General features: G+C 44.9%; 13 protein-coding genes and 1 pseudogene. 8 read left to right on the top strand and 6 right to left on the bottom strand.

Going from position 1 to position 21203, the window contains the following annotated elements; genetic code table 11:
* Window positions 1-179: 179 nt before the first annotated feature.
* The 4 genes from tenA to FTT86_RS06130 all read left to right on the top strand — a co-directional run bounded on the left by tenA (window position 180) and on the right by FTT86_RS06130 (window position 5429).
* Window positions 180-851 (top strand): thiaminase II, encoded by a 672-nt coding sequence (gene tenA / locus FTT86_RS06145; RefSeq protein ID WP_180180825.1) that lies wholly within the window; start codon window positions 180-182, stop codon window positions 849-851.
* A gap of 224 nt (window positions 852-1075) precedes the next feature.
* Entirely contained in the window at window positions 1076-1444 is a 369-nt protein-coding gene (locus tag FTT86_RS06140; protein ID WP_180180824.1) for a hypothetical protein, read from the top strand.
* Window positions 1445-1625: 181 nt separating this feature from the next.
* Window positions 1626-4457 carry an excinuclease ABC subunit UvrA gene (gene uvrA / locus FTT86_RS06135; RefSeq protein ID WP_180180823.1) on the top strand — a complete coding sequence of 944 codons (2832 nt, stop codon included), beginning with the start codon at window positions 1626-1628 and terminating at the stop codon, window positions 4455-4457.
* A gap of 117 nt (window positions 4458-4574) precedes the next feature.
* Window positions 4575-5429: an AbiJ-NTD4 domain-containing protein gene (locus tag FTT86_RS06130; protein WP_180180822.1), complete on the top strand. Its 855-nt coding sequence runs from the start codon at window positions 4575-4577 to the stop codon at window positions 5427-5429.
* A 122-nt stretch (window positions 5430-5551) separates the two neighbouring features.
* Here the strand turns inward: FTT86_RS06130 and FTT86_RS06125 are convergent.
* A pseudogene (locus tag FTT86_RS06125) lies at window positions 5552-7258 on the bottom strand (diguanylate cyclase).
* 1118 nt (window positions 7259-8376) lie between these two features.
* Here FTT86_RS06125 and omp33-36 point away from each other — a divergent pair.
* Window positions 8377-9291: a porin Omp33-36 gene (gene omp33-36 / locus FTT86_RS06120; protein WP_257220113.1), complete on the top strand. Its 915-nt coding sequence runs from the start codon at window positions 8377-8379 to the stop codon at window positions 9289-9291.
* Window positions 9292-9359: 68 nt separating this feature from the next.
* Here the strand turns inward: omp33-36 and FTT86_RS06115 are convergent, their stop codons facing one another.
* From FTT86_RS06115 to FTT86_RS06100, 4 genes are all read right to left on the bottom strand, one after another.
* Window positions 9360-11330, bottom strand: coding sequence for a choline BCCT transporter BetT (locus FTT86_RS06115; RefSeq protein ID WP_180180821.1), 1971 nt, complete (start codon window positions 11328-11330; stop codon window positions 9360-9362).
* A 172-nt stretch (window positions 11331-11502) separates the two neighbouring features.
* Window positions 11503-12219, bottom strand: a complete 717-nt coding sequence (locus FTT86_RS06110) for an ion channel (RefSeq protein ID WP_005105364.1) — start codon at window positions 12217-12219, stop codon at window positions 11503-11505.
* Window positions 12220-12464: 245 nt separating this feature from the next.
* The gene (locus tag FTT86_RS06105; protein WP_004729195.1) at window positions 12465-14171 is read right to left on the bottom strand and encodes a cation acetate symporter; all 1707 of its coding nucleotides are present in this window, start codon (window positions 14169-14171) and stop codon (window positions 12465-12467) included.
* A 1-nt stretch (window position 14172) separates the two neighbouring features.
* Entirely contained in the window at window positions 14173-14505 is a 333-nt protein-coding gene (locus tag FTT86_RS06100; RefSeq protein ID WP_004281374.1) for a DUF485 domain-containing protein, read from the bottom strand.
* A gap of 183 nt (window positions 14506-14688) precedes the next feature.
* On the opposite strand from FTT86_RS06100, the gene FTT86_RS06095 reads away from it, so the two are divergent.
* Both FTT86_RS06095 and FTT86_RS06090 read left to right on the top strand, forming a co-directional pair.
* Window positions 14689-18180: a PAS domain-containing hybrid sensor histidine kinase/response regulator gene (locus FTT86_RS06095; RefSeq protein ID WP_005108125.1), complete on the top strand. Its 3492-nt coding sequence runs from the start codon at window positions 14689-14691 to the stop codon at window positions 18178-18180.
* Window positions 18181-18590: 410 nt separating this feature from the next.
* Complete coding sequence (locus FTT86_RS06090) at window positions 18591-19352, top strand: hypothetical protein (RefSeq protein ID WP_004281371.1); 762 nt, start codon at window positions 18591-18593, stop codon at window positions 19350-19352.
* A gap of 89 nt (window positions 19353-19441) precedes the next feature.
* Here FTT86_RS06090 and FTT86_RS06085 read toward each other — a convergent pair whose 3' ends face one another.
* On the bottom strand, window positions 19442-20092 hold the full coding sequence (locus tag FTT86_RS06085; protein WP_180180820.1) for a response regulator transcription factor: 651 nt from the start codon (window positions 20090-20092) through the stop codon (window positions 19442-19444).
* Window positions 20093-20467: 375 nt separating this feature from the next.
* On the opposite strand from FTT86_RS06085, the gene msuE reads away from it, so the two are divergent.
* On the top strand, window positions 20468-21202 hold the full coding sequence (msuE, locus tag FTT86_RS06080) for an FMN reductase (RefSeq protein WP_004647265.1): 735 nt from the start codon (window positions 20468-20470) through the stop codon (window positions 21200-21202).
* The last annotated feature ends 1 nt before the right edge of the window (window position 21203 follow it).

The raw sequence follows: 21203 nt of genomic DNA, 5'->3' as shown, positions 1-21203 counted from the left end.
AGAGCAGCAATACGAATAGGAAAAGTTAAGCTAATTATGAAACTTTTAGCGCATAAACCAAAGCACTTCCTGAGCCGTTTTATCTTATTTTCTGTTTTTAAAATTTGCCGATCTTTTAAACAGCCCGATCTTTGCTATAGTGCCGCATGGTTTAACTTGAACTGCGAAGGATTTTCAGCATGAGTTTTTCACAAGAGGTATGGCAACGTAATCTCACACTTTATCAGAAGACCCTGGCCCTGCCCTTTAATCAGCAACTGGCACAAGGTACTTTAAGCCGTGAAGCCTTTAGTCATTATGTGATTCAGGATGCGCATTATTTACTGGCCTATGGCCGTGCACTGGCCGTGTGTGCCGCCAAAGCTTTTGAAGCGGACGATGTAATCCAGTTTGCCGAGGCAGCCAAAATTGCGATTGTGGTGGAACGTAGCCTGCATGATGGCTTTATGCAAGATTTTGGCATTAGCAAAGAGCAATTTGAGCAGACACCGTTGACGCTGGCATGTCATCACTATACTTCTTATCTGACTTCGACCGCCTGGTCAGAAAGCTACCCGGTGGTGCTAGCCTCGTTGCTGCCTTGTTTCTGGATTTATGCCGAAGTTGGTAAAGATATTGTCGACAACTCTGCGCCGAATAATCCGTATCAGGCTTGGGTGGATACCTATTCAGGAGAAGAGTTCCACACTGCGGTGCGGAATGTGATTGCGACCGTTGACCGTGTTGCAGCGCGTGTTGATGCCGATACACTAGAAAAAATGCATGCAGCTTATACGCATGCTGCACGCCTGGAATGGTTGTTCTGGGACAGTGCCTTTGAGCAACGCCAGTGGCCTGGTCTGGATGAATAAGACGGACGAATAAAAAAAGCCCTGTTTAAGACAGGGCTTTTTGATTATAGCCGTTCAAAAAAAATTTCTACTGTCATGAATTGATCATAAAAACGTCTTAGTCTGAAAAAAACAAGGATAGAACGGGCCGCTACGCTAGACCTAGCTATAAGCCCAAAATTGCCGCACAATAATTGAGAATAATTATCAATTAATAAAATCATTCCCGGAAAAAGGCAGATGATATGGACACTTTAGGCACCGAAGCGATTCGGGCATTTTTCACCCTGCAATGTTGCTGGTTCAACAATAAAGAAATCTATCTGGAACAAGGCTGTCCAGATTGTGGCTCGGCAGCGACTTATCTGATTTACCACACCAACACGCATATCCAGAAACACCTGCTGAAATTTATTGAAAAGTATCGCTGTCATCAGGCACGCCGTAACGATTTGCTCGACCTGGATTTTTTCCAAAAAGACTATGAGGACTTTCTTCACATTCTAGAAAATGAAGTGAATTTTTATGCACGTCTGCATCATGATGTGCTACGTGACCGCTGCTTTGAAGAGATCGAGTCTATCTTTGAACGCCGCTATGCAGCAGCTTGTTAGGTATTGGCCTTGTACATGATCATTGTGAATATTTAAATGATCTGCTGTTGTGTTTCTTAATGTTGTGATGAATTGACCAATCACCGACATAACTTGACGTTTAAAATACTTTTATTTGCACTTGAACATTTTTCATCCGGTATCATATAAGGGTTTTTGATGAATATTCTAGGATCCTTGCATGAGCCAAAGCCACATCCGTATTCGAGGCGCACGTACCCATAACCTGAAAAATGTGAACCTTGATATACCACGCGACAAGTTTGTGGTGATTACGGGACTGTCTGGTTCAGGAAAGTCCTCGCTTGCCTTTGATACCTTATATGCCGAAGGTCAGCGCCGTTATGTGGAATCGCTGTCTGCCTATGCCCGCCAGTTCCTCTCCCAGATGGAAAAACCGGAAGTGGATTCTATTGAAGGCTTGAGTCCAGCGATTGCCATCGAACAGAAATCGACCAGTCATAACCCGCGTTCGACCGTGGGTACCATTACCGAAATTTATGACTATTTACGCCTGCTGTATGCGCGTGTCGGTACACCGTTCTGTCCTGAACATGATCTGCCGATGGTGGCACAAACGGTTACTGAAATGGTCGATGCAGTCAAAGCATTAGAAGAAGGCACTGCTCTTTTACTATTAGCACCGGTGGTGCGTGAACGTAAAGGTGAATATACGGCGCTGTTTGAACAGCTACAAAGCCAGGGTTTCGTCCGCGCCCGCGTCGATGGCGAGATCATGGAAATTGATCCGCCACCTGAACTGGACAAAAAGAAAAAACATACCATTGAAGTGGTGGTGGACCGTTTTAAAGTCCGTGATGACTTAGGTAACCGCATTGCAGAAAGTTTTGAAACCGCGCTACGTCTCGGCGGTGATATCGCCATTCTGTCCTGGATGAAAGGCGAGCATAGCGATCGCGTGTTTTCAGCCAAGCACTCCTGCCCGCAATGTGACCGTGCTGTGGCTGAGCTGGAACCGCGTCTATTCTCGTTCAATAACCCCTTTGGTGCCTGTCCGGTCTGTGATGGCTTGGGAACACGCAGTCATTTTAGTGCCGACAAACTGATTCCCAACTCTGAAGTCAGTGTCAGTCAGGGGGCCATTCGTGGCTGGGACCATCAGCGTCCATATTATTACAGCATGATCCAGAAAGTGGCCGATCATTTTGGCTTTTCTCTAGAGACCCCGTGGAATGAACTGGATGCCGATACCAAGAAAAAATTCCTGTACGGTACTGGCAAAGAAAAAATTGATCTGAGCTATATCGATGAACGTGGCCGTCGCCACAATCGGGTCATTCCTTTTGAAGGAATTTTGCCACATCTGGAACGTCGTTACCGCGAAACTGAAAGTAATTATGTGCGTGATGATCTGGCTCAATATCTGTCCAATGCTGCCTGTGATGCATGTGATGGTTCACGTCTGAATGAAATCTCGCGTAATGTGAAAATTCTGGACAAGACCATTGCTGACATTACCCGCATGTCGATTGGCGATGCCGAAAGCTATTATCAGGACATTAACCTAGAAGGCGCACGCGGTGAAATCGCCGACAAGATTTTTAAAGAAATCCGTGAACGTCTGCACTTTCTGGTCTCAGTCGGTCTGAATTATCTCAGCCTGTCACGTTCTGCAGAAACCCTGTCGGGTGGTGAAGCGCAGCGGATCCGTCTGGCCTCACAGATCGGTGCCGGTTTGATGGGCGTCATGTATGTGCTGGATGAGCCGTCAATTGGTCTGCATCAGCGTGATAACGACCGTCTGCTGCAAACCCTGATCCGTCTGCGTGATCTGGGCAATACCGTGCTGGTGGTCGAGCATGATGAAGATGCGATTCGTGCCGCCGATCATATTATTGATATCGGTCCGGGTGCCGGTGTGCATGGTGGGCATGTGATTGCCGAAGGAACGTATGATGAAATTCTGGCCAATCCGGACTCGCTGACCGGAAAATATTTATCCGGAAAATTAAAAATTGAAGTGCCGAAAAAACGGATTCAACCGCCTAAGCCTAAAGAACAGATCAAGCTAATGGGAGCATCCGGGCATAACCTGAAAAAAGTCGATCTGACCATTCCTTTAGGTATTATGACCTGTGTTACCGGGGTGTCCGGTTCAGGTAAATCGACCTTGATTAACCGGACTTTGTTACCTTTGGCGGCGACCCAGCTCAATGGTGCCACCACTTTAACTTCGGAAAAGTTTGAATCGATTGATGGTTTACAGTTTCTCGACAAAGTGGTGGATATTGACCAGAGTCCGATTGGACGTACCCCGCGTTCCAATCCGGCGACTTATACCGGCCTATTTACCCCGATTCGTGAACTGTTTTCACAGACGCAAGAAGCCAAGGCACGCGGTTATGCTGCCGGTCGTTTCTCGTTTAACGTGAAAGGTGGCCGCTGTGAAGCCTGTGAAGGTGACGGCATGATCAAGGTAGCGATGCACTTCCTACCGGATATGTATGTGCCATGTGATGCCTGTCATGGCAAACGCTATAATCGTGAAACGCTGGAAGTAAACTATAAGGGCAAGAATATTTCCGATGTCTTGCAGATGACCGTTGAAGATGCCATGCATTTCTTCGATGCGATTCCGGTGATTCACCGTCGTCTGGAAACATTGCATCAGGTGGGTCTGGGTTATATCCGTCTGGGTCAGTCTGCGACCACTCTTTCTGGTGGTGAAGCGCAGCGGGTGAAACTGGCGCGTGAGCTGGCCAAACGTGATACCGGTCAAACCCTGTATATTCTGGATGAACCGACCACGGGTCTGCATTTCCATGATATTGCCAAACTGCTGGATATCCTGCATCAGCTACGTGACAAAGGTAATACCATTGTGGTGATTGAGCACAACCTGGATGTAATTAAAACCGCAGACTGGGTCGTAGACCTTGGCCCTGAAGGCGGTTCGGGTGGCGGTATGATTGTTGCGGAAGGTACGCCTGAACAGGTCGTGAAAGTCAAAGCTTCACATACGGGTAAATTCTTGAAGCCGTTATTGAAATAAAAATCTCCTCCTAGCCTCCTCTTTGATAAAGAGGAGGCATTCCCTCCTTTCGCAAAGGAGGGTTAGGGTGGATTAAAAAAATAAATCTATTCTTAAATTTGTTTGAGGGGGAACAAAATGCGATTTTCTGAAAGATATGGTTATAAGCCCGTACGTGACATTATTCAAAAAGAAAGTATAGATGATGCTTTAAAAAATGGTTTGTGGAGTGTTTTTCATAGCTATATTTGGAATCGGATTGAACATGGACATAATCAAAGCTCTTTTACCCGTAATTCAAATATATACTCGTTAGTAGAATCTTATTGGCTTAATCTTTTTAAAAACCCTACAGATACCATCCCTCAATGGACATCTGATTCTTTAAAAATAATTAGAGATTACTTTTTTAATTGTGCATGGCACGAAATTTATAGCTTGATTGAAGAAACAATTGAGCACTACCCCTATCAAAGAGTAAGTAATAAAGATTCATTTATAACTAATATCAACAATATGCTAGAGCGTGAAAATAGTGCTTACCGAATTATAAATGACGAAATCATTCCAATAACTTCCGAACAAGAAATTCAATCCATCGAAACTGCTTTAGAAAATACAAATCAATATTTAGGTGTTCAACAACATTTAAATCAAGCTTTAAAACTGATGTCAGATCGTCAAAAGCCTGACTATCGAAATTCGATTAAAGAATCTGTTTCGGCATTAGAAGGTATGTGTCAAAAAATATTAAAGAAGGACAAAGTAACTTTAGGTGATGCAATTGGTCAAATTGAAAAACAATATCCAGTACATCCTGCATTAAAAGCCAGTATTAAATCTTTATATGGTTATACATCCGATGCAGATGGTATTCGCCATGCAATGTTAGACGAATCAAATCTTTCTTATATCGATGCAAAATTTATGCTTGTTGCCTGCACAAATTTTATTAACTATCTGATCGACAAAACCAGAGATCATCCAAATTAGATCACATGACTGGCGACATGGATGTCGCCCGTTCGACTGTGCTAAAGGGACTTAGCATCAGTCGAACAAGTGCATTTTGCTACTTTTGTGCAGTTCAAAAGTAGAGAAAACAGTCTTTTGAACTAAACCTCAGCCACCACATTGCGCCCCTTCGCTTTGGCCTTAAACAAAGCATCATCAGCATTTGACAATAAAGCCATCCAGGACACGGCACCAATGGCGACTCCGATACTAACCGAAACCTGAATCTCGTCTCCTGCTGCAGTCAAAATATGACGCTCAGCCACTTCAGCCCGAATGTTATCGGCCACAATCAATGCCTGCTGCATCTGGATATTTTCAATCAGCACCAGAAATTCATCGCCCCCATAACGCACCAGCAAATCTGTAGCACGGACATTGGCCTGTAAACGCTCGGCCACCAGTCGAATCACCTGATCGCCAATAATATGCCCATATTGATCATTCACCTGTTTAAAATGATCAATATCAATAATCATCAAACAGGTTTGGCTCAATTGACCCGGCTGATTTTCCATAAAACGGATATATTCTTCCAGCGCGAAACGGTTAGCGAGCCCGGTCAAAGAATCGGAATGGGCAATATTCTTTAAACGGAATTCTAGCGCATCTCGTTCTTGCAACATTTTTTGCAATTTCTGGATAGCAGCAAATAAAGAATCCGAATGATTCACTCCACGCAACCGCATATCAATTTTCTGACGATCCGAGTTTTTAGACAAACTCAATAGCATGCGGCGTGCCTGAATGAGGGGCAGGAAGACCTGTTTACGTGCAAATATCATGGTAGAAATCACAGTCAGCAATGAAATCAACGATACCAACACGCTCCAGATCAAACGCTGCATATTGCTGTTCATTTCTTGAATAGCGGCATCTCTGCTGTATTGCAGTAGGTAAGTTTGCCGATCTACCGCAGTCGCAAATTTATCTACAACTGCTTCAGTCAGTTCTGTCCCGTTCAAACGGTAGTCACGTTGCTCCAGACTGTCACTGATCAGCTCACTCACAATGGGTAAACCTCGCTGAATAAACTCGGTTTCTATCCGTCGATGTAAACGGATAAATTCCTCGGTCTTATCTTGAACAGGTTGAATGGTATCAATTAACGCCCACAAATAACGCACCTGATGTTGGGTCTGTAAAGAGCGGGTAATATTTTCAGTGGGAAGCGGAGCTCCAAAAGTCACATGTGCCATAACAGTTGAAGCCATACGATCGGCCTGATCACATAAATCAGATAAAACTAAAATCTAGCTCTAATATAGTTATTCAGATGGGTGGATGAGCGATCTGAAGCCACCGCCACGTCACGCAAAAGTTCGCGGCAACTTTCCCAGACAGCAAACATAGCCAGAATTGCCTGATCAAGTTCTTGTGCACTGCGTTGCTGACGCGGTATCCGGGTATAGGCCAACCTGTGCATGGCCTTTTTTCAAACTATTTCCAAGCTATGAAAGTTGCTGACTCAGATTGTTAAAACCGACCTCCGTCAAGACATCAACCGTCTGGGAGAGCTGCCGATCAACCTGCTGTCGATAGCTGATTAACTCTTGCTGATGCTGGGAAAATTCCTGCACCGAACTGGACATGGCTTTATTGGCAGGCGCACGCTCACGCGAAATTTTATTCGCCAGATCAGCGACCTGCTGTAAGGCATTCAATTGTTGATAGGTTTGTCTGGATTTTAAATAACTTTGACTGCTACTCACAATTAAGGGAATACAGATGCAAAGTAAACATAAAATAATAATCGACATCGACCAGTACAAACGTTTACTGATCCACTCAGAGCGTAAGGTATTCATGCTGTTGTATTACGCCCCAATATGACAAGCAAAGCTAAATAGATTGATTATTATACAAATAAAACAGGATGGTCTTAAAGCCTTTAGTCTCACTTCACTTATGTTTTTAATGAGTTTTTATCATCTATTATTTTTCAGATATTTAAGTTGGTTCATTTGCAACTTTAATGCAGAGTTTCGTGACCACAGCTCCCTATAAAGTCTTACAAAAACAAGGGAATTTAAGCAACTAAAAAAATATAAAAACTTGCTTTCTGCACTATTTACACCTGCAACAAATAGGTGCATAATGCACCGCATTAGGGCGAGTTAAATTATTCCTCAGCAGATATTTTAGTTTACCCGCAAATTTTGGCGAAAAAACCCCGATTTTCTATGAAAATTGGGGTTTTTTTTAGCTATTGAATTTTAGACCTACATTTTTACTTTTTAATATGCACTATTTTGGTGCTTAAAATTATTATAATATTTCTTCTTATCATCTTTTTTAATTAAAGGTTTTTCAGAAACGGAATGATCCGAAATAAAAAATGCTGGACAAAAAAAAGCCCAACCTTGGGGAAAGCTGGGCGATAAAACAAAAAATTGTGGAGAATCAGGCTAAATCACTATAAAAGTGTGAACTCTAACTTGATTTTCATATTATGTAAAATTCCCCTCAAAATGTAAAGCCGATTGCTCCAGTCAAGATTATAAAACATGCCCATTTAGCTCAAAAAACAGACACCTATTCTAAGATCCAAGCTGATGATGCTTTAAAATCAAGCAATCCAATCAAAGACCTGATGCGCCAGACATTTTGCACTTCTTGACACATTTATGAATTAACTCACCTATTATTAATTGTTTTAATAGATAAATATATTATAATTAATCGTATTAATTGATTAAAATAACAACATAATTTCTCCTTAATCTTTAGTCCCGATTCTATATTTAAAGTCTAGATTTTTGTTATACAAGAGTTTTTATATAAAATAGCTTCGGAGCCTAATACTTGAATTTTACACAAAATTAATACAATGATTTAGCTTAAAAAAATAGCGATTTCGAATTGGATTGACTTAATAAATTGTTACAATACAATACGTTTTATGTTGTACATCTTTTGTAACAAAATGGTAAATATCATGAAAAAACTAGGTTTAGCCACTGCTGTATTATTAGCGATGACCGGTGCTCAAGCATATCAATTCGAAGTTCAAGGTCAGTCAGAGTACATCGACAACACTGCAAATGACAAAGACTTCACTGGCGCTGTTCAAGGTACTTACTACTTCAAAGATGTAGACGCTTCTAAAGGTCCTTTAGCTGAAGCTGCTTTCCTGAACCAAGCTTCTAATGTTGCTCTAGCGTATAGCTATGGCGAAAACGGTCAAGAAGAAGCTGGACGTTCACGTACTGTAAATCATACTTACGGCGTAAAAGGTGAAGCTTACGTTCCAACTTCAGTTGTGCCTGTTTATGCAAGCGCTTCTTATAGCCATACCATTGCTGATAGCAAAACTGCTAACGCAACTGACGATCAAGGCGACCGTTATGCATTAGAACTTGGTGCTTTAGTTGCTCCTAACTTCTTAGTTGCTGTTGGTTATACCAGCGTTGCTGACCAAGCTTCTTTAGATGCATTCAATATTGTGTCTAACGGCGTTGCTAAAGCTGCTCTTGAATCTGCAACAATTGCTGATAAGACAGATGCGATCACTGCACGTACTAAATACGTTGGTGCAATCGACGGTACTAACATGTCAATTGGTTTTGAAAGCGGTTTAGTTTATGGTGAAGATACTGCCTACAACTTAGGTACAACTCTTTTCCTTAACCCACAGTTAAGCGTTGGTGCTTCTTATATGGAATCTAGCTTTGCTGGTTCTCCAGACAAAGCTTGGGGCGCGAACGTAAACTACTTCATTACTCCTGCTGTTGCAGTTGGCGCATCTTATGTAAATGCTAACTACGAAGCAAATCTTGCGCAAACTGCTCAAGTTCGTGATACTCAAACGATCGGCGTAAATGCCAAATTCCGTTTCTAATTTCTGATTAGATTCTGAATCAAAAAAGGACGCATATTGCGTCCTTTTTTATTGTTTTATGACTCTATTTACTCAGGCGTACGTACCAGACTTAAGAAGTGCAAATGACGTTCATATTGATCAATGATATCCTGCAATAGATCTTCTTGCGTCCACTCCATCACATCATAACCCTGCCCACCTTCTCTTAAAAAGACTTCTGCCTGATAGGAATCTACTCCCGCATTCTCCAGTTCAGCCATAAAGCTTGGACTTAAAGTCTGAGTGGCATTGACCTGATAGATAAAATTAATTTCATCCTGATGATCAACACGGAGCTGTATACCGTCTTCTAGCGGGCTAATCGCTACATGTAATCGGCGCCGTTTCAATTCACTTTGAAAGCTGAGAAATGCCTTATTCACCGTATTGTGAATATACTGCTGCACCTCTTCCTGAGTATGCGGATAATGCATGATCAGGCCTAAGCGCTGTTGCCAGCTGCGTGGATTCTGGATCGCACGCGGGGTAATCCGTGCGGCTTGCAGTGCATGCATTTTGGTGACATCCAGATGTAGGGCTTTGATTAATCCCCAACACATCAGCAGCATAATAAATGTAAATGGCAAAGCGCTCATAATCGTGGCCGATTGCAAGGCCTCTAAGCCACCGGCCAGCAAAAGGATGATGGCTAATAAAGCCATGAGTACGGTCCAGAACAGACGCTGCCAAGTCGGTGAATTATCACTTTTCGCTGTCAGATAATCAGTCACCAATGCCCCTGAATCGGCAGAAGTCACAAAGAACAGCATGACCAGTAAAGTTGCAATGATGCTGGTCACTGAGCTGAAAGGCAGATTGTTCAGAAATTCAAATAGGGCCACTGATGAATCACGCTGAACTGCCTCTAATAAGCCAGTATTGGCTTCATGCATAATGCTGTACAGTGCGGCATTGCCCATAAAGCCCATCCAGATCAGGGTAAATCCAGTCGGAATCAGCAATACACCCACGATAAATTCACGAATACTGCGGCCTTCCGAGACCCGGGCAATAAACATCCCGACAAATGGCGACCAGGAAATCCACCAGGCCCAGTACATGATGGTCCAGCCCCCAATCCAGCCACTTGGCTGATAGGCATACAGATTAAAGGTCATACTGAACAGATTTGAAACATACTGGCCGGCATTCTGAATAGTCGTCTGTAACAGATAAATACTCGGACCTGCCACAAAGACAAAAATCAGCAACAGCAGTGCAAGTACCAAATTTAGTTCAGATAAACGTTTAATTCCTTTGTCTAATCCAAAAAATACAGAAGTCGCCGCCATGGCACTGACCACAATAATCAAAATGACCTGAGTACTGGGTGCCTGTTCAATGCCAAACAAATAGTTCAAACCTGAATTGATTTGGGTCACCCCGAAACCAAGCGTAGTAGCGACACCAAATACCGTACCAATGGTGGCAAAGGTATCGACGCCATCTCCAATCGGTCCATAGATCTTTTGACCAATCAGCGGATACAAGGCCGAACGGATTTTTAAAGGCAATTGATGCCGATAAGCAAAATAAGCTAACGACAGGCCAACAAGCGTATAAATGGCCCAGGCATGTAAGCCCCAGTGGAAAAAGGTGACCCGCATAGATTGTTGTGCAGCCAGTACGGTTTCAGGTTCACCGGCAGGTGGCGTGACATAATGCATCACCGGTTCGGCCACACCAAAGAACATCAGGCCAATCCCCATTCCTGCGGTGAATAACATCGCAAACCAGGAGGCACTGCTATATTTCGGTTGACTATGCTCGGGCCCCAGTTTGATTTTGCCCATATCCGACAGGGCAATATAAGCCAGAAGGATGATAAATATCGCCACCGACAATACATAGAACCAGCTAAAGGACGTGGTAATCCACTGGTTCAGTTGCTGGGTAAAAACTGAAAAAGCATCGGGTGCAAATACGACCAACGCTAAAAATATCGCAATAATGGCGACAGTACTGATAAAAACATTTGGATTGATATTGGCAAAACAGGATGGTTTTGTGGAAGGCATACATCCTCCATTTTTTAAAAATTGGATCGACAAACAGCGTCAAATAATTATTGGTAAGGTCAAAATGATCAGACAGATTCAGTCTATGGGAGCTAGATCTCCTGCTATTTTAGGATGTGACACAAAATAAAGCCGTTAAGTTACTGTAACAAATACAATAAAAGGATGAGTCTCATTGCCCAGGCGGGTTTTCTCTATTTTTCACGTTCTTTTTATGCGGTAGACGTGCGATATATTGCAAGGCAATTAAGCGGGATACAATCAGCGCCAGATACATCACCCCGACAAACATCTGGATAATGGCTAGCATCCGTGCGACCGGACTGACCGGCATGATATCAGACAGTCCTGTTGCAGATTGCACACTGAAACTAAGAAAAATCAGATCCAGCCAGGGTTGATAGGCTTGCAGATCGGGGTCTGAAAAGCTGTACGGCACCAGCAGCTGACAGATACTGTAGAGGAAGGCAAAGCCCCAGGCCAGCAAGGTAAATACTGCGCCAGCGGCAAAGAGTTCATCCTTGGTCAGATAACGGTCATGAAACATATAACGCAGTAGGCCATAGGCTGCACTAAAATAAGCACCAGCTTCAAACAGGTGGGCGGTGACATGGATCCAGGTATAACGCAGTCCCAGCACAATCAGGGAGGAAAAGAGAATTGCGCCGGCGACAAAGCTGAGTCCTAAAATGGTAAACATCGGAGTCTGGCGAATGACTCTGGCAATCACCAGCAAAACCAGAACACCCAGTACCCAGGTTCCCGCCCGATAAGACATGCTTCCATAACTCAATACCGACAAGAGCAAGATCAGCAATTGCAGGCACAACAGCCATGCCGAAGGCAAATGGGTAAAGCTGTTCCAGAACTGCTGCAGAGATTGCTTCATAATGCCCTTCTTGTTGCTATTCTTGTTACTATCTTCATGTAGGGAATACATTGTTATTGTTAACAGATTTTAACATAGCATGCTCAAAGCCACTTGCAGATATACGATTTGTATGAAAATTACTGAAATAACACTGCACAAATCCAGCCAGCTCAATGCAATACGGCATTTATCCTAAAGAAAAAACTTGATGATATCTCCATAAAAAAAGCCCCTGACGGGGCTTTTTTAGCGTAGCGCAGATCTTAGTGATCCGATGCGCCTGAGATACCAATACCGGTTTGTGAGCGTACAAACTGCGCATCAAAGGCTTTGCGTTCTGCCTGAGCCTGTGCCGAATTATCCGTCACAGAGAACAACCAGCAGCACAAGAATGACAATGGCATCGCGAAGATTGCAGGACCATTGAACGGGTTCACTGGCGTATCAGAAATACCCAAAGTATCGACCCATACTGCTTTAGACAGCACAATCAAGGTTACTGCGGTTACCAGACCGGCAACACCACCAATAACTGCACCACGTGTCGTCAAACCTTTCCAGAACATAGACAATACTAGTACCGGGAAGTTGGCACATGCCGCAACCGAGAATGCCAGACCGACCATGAAGGCTACGTTTTGTTTCTCGAACAGAATCCCGAGAATCATCGCGAAGATCGCAAGACCTAAAGTCGCAATTTTAGACATACGTAGTTCAGATTCAGGCGTGGTTTGGCCTTTCTTCAACACGTTGGCATACAAGTCATGCGAAATTGCTGAAGCACCTGACAGGGTCAAACCAGCAACGACTGCAAGAATCGTGGCAAATGCAACTGCAGAAATGAAGCCCATGAACAGGTCACCGCCCACTGCATCAGACAGGTGCACCGCCGCCATGTTATTACCACCGACCAGCTCCAGCTTGCCAGTCACTGCCATTTTCGCAACATCAAGGAATTGCGGGTTGTTCGATACATACAGAATCGCACCGAAACCAATGATGAAGGTGAGCAGGTAGAAATAACCAATAAAGCCTGTAGCAACCACGACTGATTTACGCGCTTCTTTGGCATCTTTTACCGTGAAGAAACGCATCAGGATATGTGGCAGACCTGCTGTACCAAACATCAATGCCAGACCTAAAGAAATCGCATCAATCGGATTAGACGCCAGACTACCCGGCCCCATGATCTTGGTGGCATCTGTCAGGCTTAAATCATGTACTTTTGAATAAACACCAATCGCCTGTTCAAACATGTTGGTAAAGCTGAAGCCCACGCCTTTCATGACCATGAATGCCATAAAGGTCGCACCAGACAGCAACATTACCGCCTTGATGATCTGTACCCAAGTGGTTGCCAACATACCGCCGAACATCACGTAAGCCATCATCAACAAGCCAACGATCACGACTGCAATATTATAGTTCAGACCGAATAGAAGTTTAATCAGCTGACCTGCACCCACCATCTGTGCAATCAGGTAGAACGCAACCACAACCAGCGAGCTTAAAGCAGCCAAGGTACGTACCGGTTTTTCCTGCAAGCGGAAAGACACTACGTCTGACAGGTTGTATTTACCCAGGTTACGCAGACGTTCTGCCACCAGGAACAATACAATCGGCCAGCCCACCATGAAACCCAGTGAATACAGCAAGCCATCAAAACCGGACAGGAATACCATCGCGGAAATACCCAGGAACGATGCAGCTGACATATAGTCACCGGCAATCGCCAGGCCATTCTGGAAACCGGAAATACCGCCACCGGCAGTATAGAAGTCTTTGGTATTGGTGGTTTGTTTTGCTGCCCATTTGGTAATAAACAGCGTAGCACCTACGAAAATCACAAACATGATAATCGCGTGCCAGTTGGTCGCCTGCTGTTCTGCTGCACCCAGATCGGGACCAGCGAATGCAACGCCTGAAGCCACTATCGTGGTCGCCAGGGCAATAAGAGAATTCCATTTCATCTTAGTGGTGTCCTTTTTCATGCGCAATCGCTTCGACTTCACGGATTGCTTCTTCAGTCAATTGATCAAGTTTGTTATTGGCAATGTAGGAATACACACCACACAAGATAAACGACAGGACAATGATACCCAGACCAAGTGGAATACCCCACGTGGTCACACCACCTGAAATTGAAGACAATAGAAATTCTTTGTTGTAACCAACCAGCAACATGAAACCCACATAGACAAATAGCATAATGCCGGTCAACGTCCAGCTGAGCATACTTTTCTTGCGGACCATTTCCTTGAATTTTGGATTTTGTAGAATACGATCTACTTGTACCTCATCCATAATTACTACTCCTGTAGCCCAACCTTGGGCTGCCTATTTTTTAATTCGAATTATCACTGTTGCAAGTTAACAATAATCGTAGGTGCTTGTAATTTAGACTTTGGTCGTTAAAAAATGATCAATTTAAACTGTAGCGTTCACGATGCGTTATCATAGCGGCATGCTCAGTACACATCAGGCTATATGAACAGTTGGCTCATCATAGGGGTACTCGCCCTCTATATCGCATTACTCTTTATCTGCGCTTTCTACGGGGAAAAACATGCCAGCCGGCTGAGTACCCGTGGGCGCATGCTATTGTTTAGTTTAACTTTAGGAGTGTACTGCTCCTCCTGGACCTTTTACGGCGCCACGGGTGCTGCGGTACGTGAAGGCATTATTTTCCTGCCGATCTATCTGGGTCCGCTGCTCTTTGTTGCTGTCGGCTATGACATCTGGCGCCGTCTGGGACGGGTGAGACAGCATCATGCCATTTCTTCGATCGCTGACTTTGTCGCAGCACGCTATGGTAAAAGTGGTCCCCTCGCCTCGCTGGTGACCATTCTGGCGGTGGTGGCGATTGTGCCTTATCTGGCCTTACAGTTACGTGCGATTGCCCTGAGTGCCGCCGTCATTCTGGAGCCTTCCGCAGGTGTAACCGGCACGACCAATGGCGTACTGTTTCTGACCGGGGTTCTGGCAATACTGGCGATGATGTTTGGTACCCGGCAGATTGCCAATACTGAACAGCATGGCGGCCTGATGCTGGCCGTGGCATTTGAGTCTTTTGTCAAACTCTTCGCCCTGCTGGCAGTTGCCTGTTTCTTTATGTTTGAAGCACCAGAAAATCTGGCACAGATCAGTAGCGATATCAGCACTACTTTTCATGATGTACAACTGTTTGGCGTGCCACAAAGTTTCTGGATTCAGACCCTGCTCGCGGCACTGGCCATTATCTGCCTGCCGCGTCAGTTCCATGTAGCTGTGGTTGAGCTACGTGATGAAAAACATATTCGTGGTGCGCGGCGTTGGTTTGCAGTTTATTTGATTCTGACTACCTTGGCGATTATTCCAATTGCCAGCTGGGCGCTACATGCTGCACCGCAATATCTGGCCATTCCGGATGTGGCGGTCCTGTCCTTACCACTTAGCTATAATCAGGACTGGTTGACCTTATTGGCATTTCTGGGTGGTTTCTCTGCCTCTACCGGGATGCTGCTGGTGTCTTCCGTGGCACTGTCAATCATGCTCAGCAATGACCTGATCATGCCGGCGTTGTGGCGTTTAAAGCTGATTTCCCGGCATGACAAACGCTTGCCGCTGGTGCTGAAATTTACCCGTCGGGTCTGTATTCTGGGCGTGATGTTGATGGGCTTCCTGTTCTTCAATTTCTTTAATGATATTGACCAGTTGTCGGTTTTTGGTCTGTTGGCATTTAGTGCGGTGGCACAATTCGCCCCTGCCCTGATCGGTGGCCTGTACTGGCGTGGCGGTAGTAAACAGGGTGTCTATGCCGGACTGTTGACCGGTTTTGCCTTGTGGGCTTATACCCTGCTGTTTCCGACCATTTTGCGCAGCCTGCCCGAAGCCTATAGCAGCTTTAGCCAAAGCTTGCTGAATCAAGGTCCTTTTGGCTGGAACTGGTTAAGACCGGAAGCCCTGATTGGTTTTGAGTCTTTTGATCCGCTGACGCATGGAGTAGTCTGGGCACTGGGCTTAAATACCCTGCTGTATATCTGGATTTCCCGTATTTTCCGTCCGAGTATTGCCGAACAGATTCAGGCCGAAAGTTTCTTCTATTATGAAACCAAGCCACTACCCTCGCAGAGTCCTTCTACCGAGGTCAGCTATTCGCATCAGGATGTCGCACGTTTAAAAGTCGGTGACCTGATTACCCTGGCCAAACGCATTACCGGTGAAGGGCCTACTACCCGCGCTTTTCAGCAGTTCTGCACCCAAAACAGTGTTGAACTGAATGAAAACAGCAGTGCCAATGGCATGTGGTGGCGTTTCACTGAGCAATATCTGGCGGGGACTATCGGGGCAGCCTCGGCACGTACCCTGTTGACCACAGCTATGGTTAATAATGGTTTGGCATTGGGTCAGGTCGCCAATATTCTCGATCAGGCCTCGCAATGGCAACGCTTTAATCAGAACCTGATCATGACCATGATTGATCACATGACCCAAGGGGTCAGCGTAGTCGATGAAAACATGTGTCTGGTCGCATGGAACAATCAGTATCTGAAACTGTTCGATTATCCGACCGATATTGTCTATGTCGGTTGTCCAATCGCAGACCTGATCCGTTATAACGCTGAACGTGGTGAATGTGGCCCGGGCTCGGTTGAAGAACATGTACGGAAACGGATTCACTGGATGCAGGTCGGCAGTGCCCATGAATTTGAACGGATTCGTAAAGATGGCCGCGTCATTCAGATGCGCGGCAATCCGATCGAAGGCGGCGGGTTCGTTACCACTTTCGCCGATATTACTGCCTTCCGTGAAAATGAAGCCGTGCTTGAAGCCCGCGTTCAGGACCGTACCCAGCAGCTGGCCGATGCATTGTCCGAGCAGCAACTGGCGCGTGAACAGGCCGATAAGGCCAATATGTCAAAAAGCCGCTTCATTGCAGCCGCCAGTCATGACCTGTTGCAGCCAATGCATGCCGCGCGCCTGTTCAGTACCGCACTCGAACAAAGCGTGCAGAATGATGAAGACCGCAAGACCTTACAACAACTGGATCGTGCTTTGCATGGTGCAGAAAGCATGTTGTCTGCCCTGCTGGATATTGCCCGACTGGAAGGCGGCACCATTCAGCCGAAACGTCAGGCTTATCCGCTGCATGACCTGCTCAGCGATCTGGAACTCCAGTTCAAATCCATCGCTGCACAGCGTGGTATCAAGTTCAGTGTGCATGATGCACAGTTCTGGATTGATACCGATCCACAATGGATTCGCCGCATTATCCAGAACTTTGTCAGCAATGCGTTGCGTTATACTGCCAGAGGTAAAGTGGTGGTCGGTGTATTACGTTCGAGCAGCAGACCGAATCATATCCGTATTGGCGTCTGGGATACTGGCCCGGGCATTGCCGAAGAACAGCGCATCAAACTGTTTCAGGAATTTGAACGTTGCGGCCACACCTCGCCTTGGGGTGAACAGGGTCTGGGCCTAGGTTTGGCGATCGTACAACGCATGACCAGCATGCTGGACTATCCGGTACATGTGTCTTCTGCGCTGGGTAAAGGTTCCTGCTTTATGATTGAAGTGCCTGTGATCGAAGCACCAAAAGTTGTCGCAGCACCGGTTCAGGCCGTACCTTTAAAGAGCAAGGCCTTTAAGATTCTGTGTCTGGATAATGATGAAACCATTCTGGAAGGCATGTCGACCTTATTGACCAAATGGGGCTATCAGGTGTTTAAAGCCACTGAACCTGAACAAGCAGCCATGCTGATTCAGCAGGAAAATATTCAGGTCTGGCTGGTGGATCAACATCTGAATCAGGACAAGATCGGTCTGGATTTCATTCTGGAACATCGTTCGAAGGATATTCCGGTCGCGTTGATTACCGCCGATTCCGATCCGGAATTGCCGCAACGTCTAAAAGAGCTAAACATTGTTCTGCTGAAAAAACCGCTGAAACCGGCCTCATTACGTTCATGGTTATCTGGACTGAAAATTTCCGACTCCTAAGTAGATAACGATCTGATCAATGCCCATTTCACACCCTGAAATGGGCATTTTTTATACTCAACTGCCACATAAACTTACCTAGCTTGCATAAAATTTATTCTAATGTGCTAAAAGCAGCAAATATGCCGAAAATACAGCTGAATAAATTGACCAAAATGCTCATTTTTTAATTCACTATGGCAAAAACTGACGAATGTATTAATGTACATGTGTACACTTAGTTACAATTAATTATCTTATTGTTTTTAATAAAAATTAAAGAGTAATTTTCCACTACTATAACTTTAGTCGTATTTTTATCCCTTGTACTTGGCTCTAAAAATAGAGGAATAAGAAACGATCAGTTTCCATCTCATGTAGCCTTAATTTTTTTGGTCGCTGATCTATTTCTGCATATCGGAGTTCTTCACATGAACATAGATCAAAACCAAGGCCTGAATCAGACCCAGCAGTTTCACCGTCAATATGGCGCCAACGCCTTATTGCCAAGCATTGACTGGGCACAGATCTTTAAATACAGCAAGCTGAATGATGCCCAGTATCAGGCACTGGAAACGCTGTATCAGAGTGCAGTACCCCTGGCACTGCAAGTCTTTGATGAATTACATTTTGATGTCTTTGAACCTTATGCCTACAAGCCGCAAGGTCTGGGACTATTTGAAAAGATTGCTGAACAGGAAGACAAGCTGATTCAGTCTTTAGAAGCTGAAACAGAGGACCTTCCAGCAAAAACCCGTCATCAGATCTGGAGCATGTTGCTGCGTGGTGGCGCGGTACTGGTCTTTAAGGCCTGGCTGGGTAAAGTCAAAAATGAAGAAGATTGTCTGGACACCAGCCAATTTGATGAGCTGTCTGATCTGTTATTTATCAAAACCTGCCCACATGAGCTGGCGCAGCGTTTACATGTCGATCCGAATACGCGCGACGAACATGTCTTCCTGATGTATGACAATGAAGTTTATCTGGATCGTTTTAACAGTCTGGAAACTGCGGCACTGTTTGTGGATCTGGGTGTATATGATGCGACTTTCCTGAGTCTGCGTGATGATCGCGTGGCGGAATATCTGAAATCGAAAGGTTATGTCACTGAAGAGCAGATTGACGAATTGCAATGTGCCTTAAATCCATTGTTTTGTGATGATTTCACCCGCAAGCAGGATTATATCGCCTAGCTGACTCAGGCCTTTGCACTCAATTTTTCAGATTTCACCCATAAAAAAAGACCTCCAAGGAGGTCTTTTTCAATTCGGCTATGCAGAACTTACATTTTGCGGTCTTCAATATTCAGTGCATTAATGGCCAATACCGCTTGTGTCCGGTTTTGTACTCCGAGTTTACGGAAGATTGCCGTCACATGCGCTTTAATCGTCGCTTCTGACACATCCAGTTCATAAGCGATCTGCTTGTTTAATAAACCTTCAGCCACCATCATCAATACCCGGAACTGTTGCGGCGTCAAAGACTGGATCCGTTCTGCCAAAGCCGTTTCATCGGCAGCACGCGGATCAAAATTCATATTGGCTGGCAGATTTGGTGGTAACCAGATTTCACCTTCAAGCACTTCACGAATCGCGTCACCAATATGGCTTGGATGGGCAGATTTAGGAATATAGCCCATCGCACCATGTGCAATAGCACGCTGGATGATGCTGACTTCTTCATGTGCAGACACGACAATAATCGGTAAAGACGGATACTGTGCGCGGACATGCACCAAGGCAGAAAAGCCAGAAGCACCCGGCAGGTTTAAATCCAAGAGCACAAGATCAGGCTCAGGGCCATTTTCTAGACGTTCATAAAATTCATTGACTGCCGCAGTTTCATGAATCTGGGCTTGTGGCAGGCTATAACGTACAGCTTGAATCAAGGCATGACGAAATAGTGGATGATCATCAACGATTAAAATATTCATAGGCAACGTGAGAGAGATCTTGGCACGGTAGCCTCTATTCTAACCACACAACCCGGTTAAGGATATGCAAGACACTACAATTTTTAAAATAATATGCAGTTTTTCTTCAAAATTGCCCATTTTTGCACTATTGCAATAATTGTTTAATTCTCATCACTTTTTTATATATCATTTATTCCTCACTGAAAAAGCTTATCTTTATTCAATATAAATATAAATATCAATTACTTAAATGCAAAACCTCCTTAAGAATCGAGCCTTTGTCGTATATCGTAAAATTAGATAACTTTTCAGCTTTTCGTTATTTTACAGCCCTTCGCTGAATCGGGATTAATAGGGTCATTCCGAGATTAACCCTATTTTCAGGTTCTAAATATGTCTAATTTTAATGCGCAAAAACCCTTAAATATTGTTGCCGTATCTGGCGGTTTAAATCATCCCTCAAAAACCGAAGCCTTGGTTCAGGCCATTCTGGATGAGCTTGGGGAAGCGACACCAATCAATGTGCATTTCATTAAATTTAGTGAAATTGGTTCGCTCTTGGGCGGCGCGATTTATCGCAATCAGTTGCCGCAACGCGTTCAGAATGATCTGGCAGCAGTAGAAGCCGCAGATGCGCTGATTGTTGGCACTCCTGTGTACCGCGCTTCATTTACCGGCCTGTTCAAGCATTTCTTTGACTTTGTTGAGCAAACGGCGCTGGTCGATGTTCCGGTATTACTGGCAGCTTCTGGTGGCAGTGACCGTCATGCGCTGGTGCTTGAACATCAACTGCGTCCTTTATTCAGCTTCTTTCAGGCACAGACTTTACCGATTGGGGTCTATGCCACCGACCGCGATTTCACCCCTGAATATACCATTCACAGTGAACTGCTTCGCGACCGGATTACCCTGGCTGTGGCACGTGCCTTGCCGATTCTTGAATGGGCACCAGCCAAGGGACAACGTGCTGAAGTCATCAAAGAAAAAACCATTCAAGCGAGTCAAAATCTGGGCATTAACAAGCAGATCGAACAGGAAGAAGTGCTGCCTTCAGCAGCCGTGCCGAGCCTGGATGCCGCAGAATCGCGCTTGCACAGCAAGAAAGCACCAAAGACTCAAGTGGCTTGAA

This window comes from Acinetobacter sp. YH01021 (assembly GCF_013420255.1).
In the GTDB taxonomy this organism is placed as follows: Bacteria; Pseudomonadota; Gammaproteobacteria; order Pseudomonadales; family Moraxellaceae; genus Acinetobacter.
The sequence above is the reverse complement of the archived record's forward strand: the minus strand, read 5'-3'. Positions and strand labels throughout refer to the sequence as shown.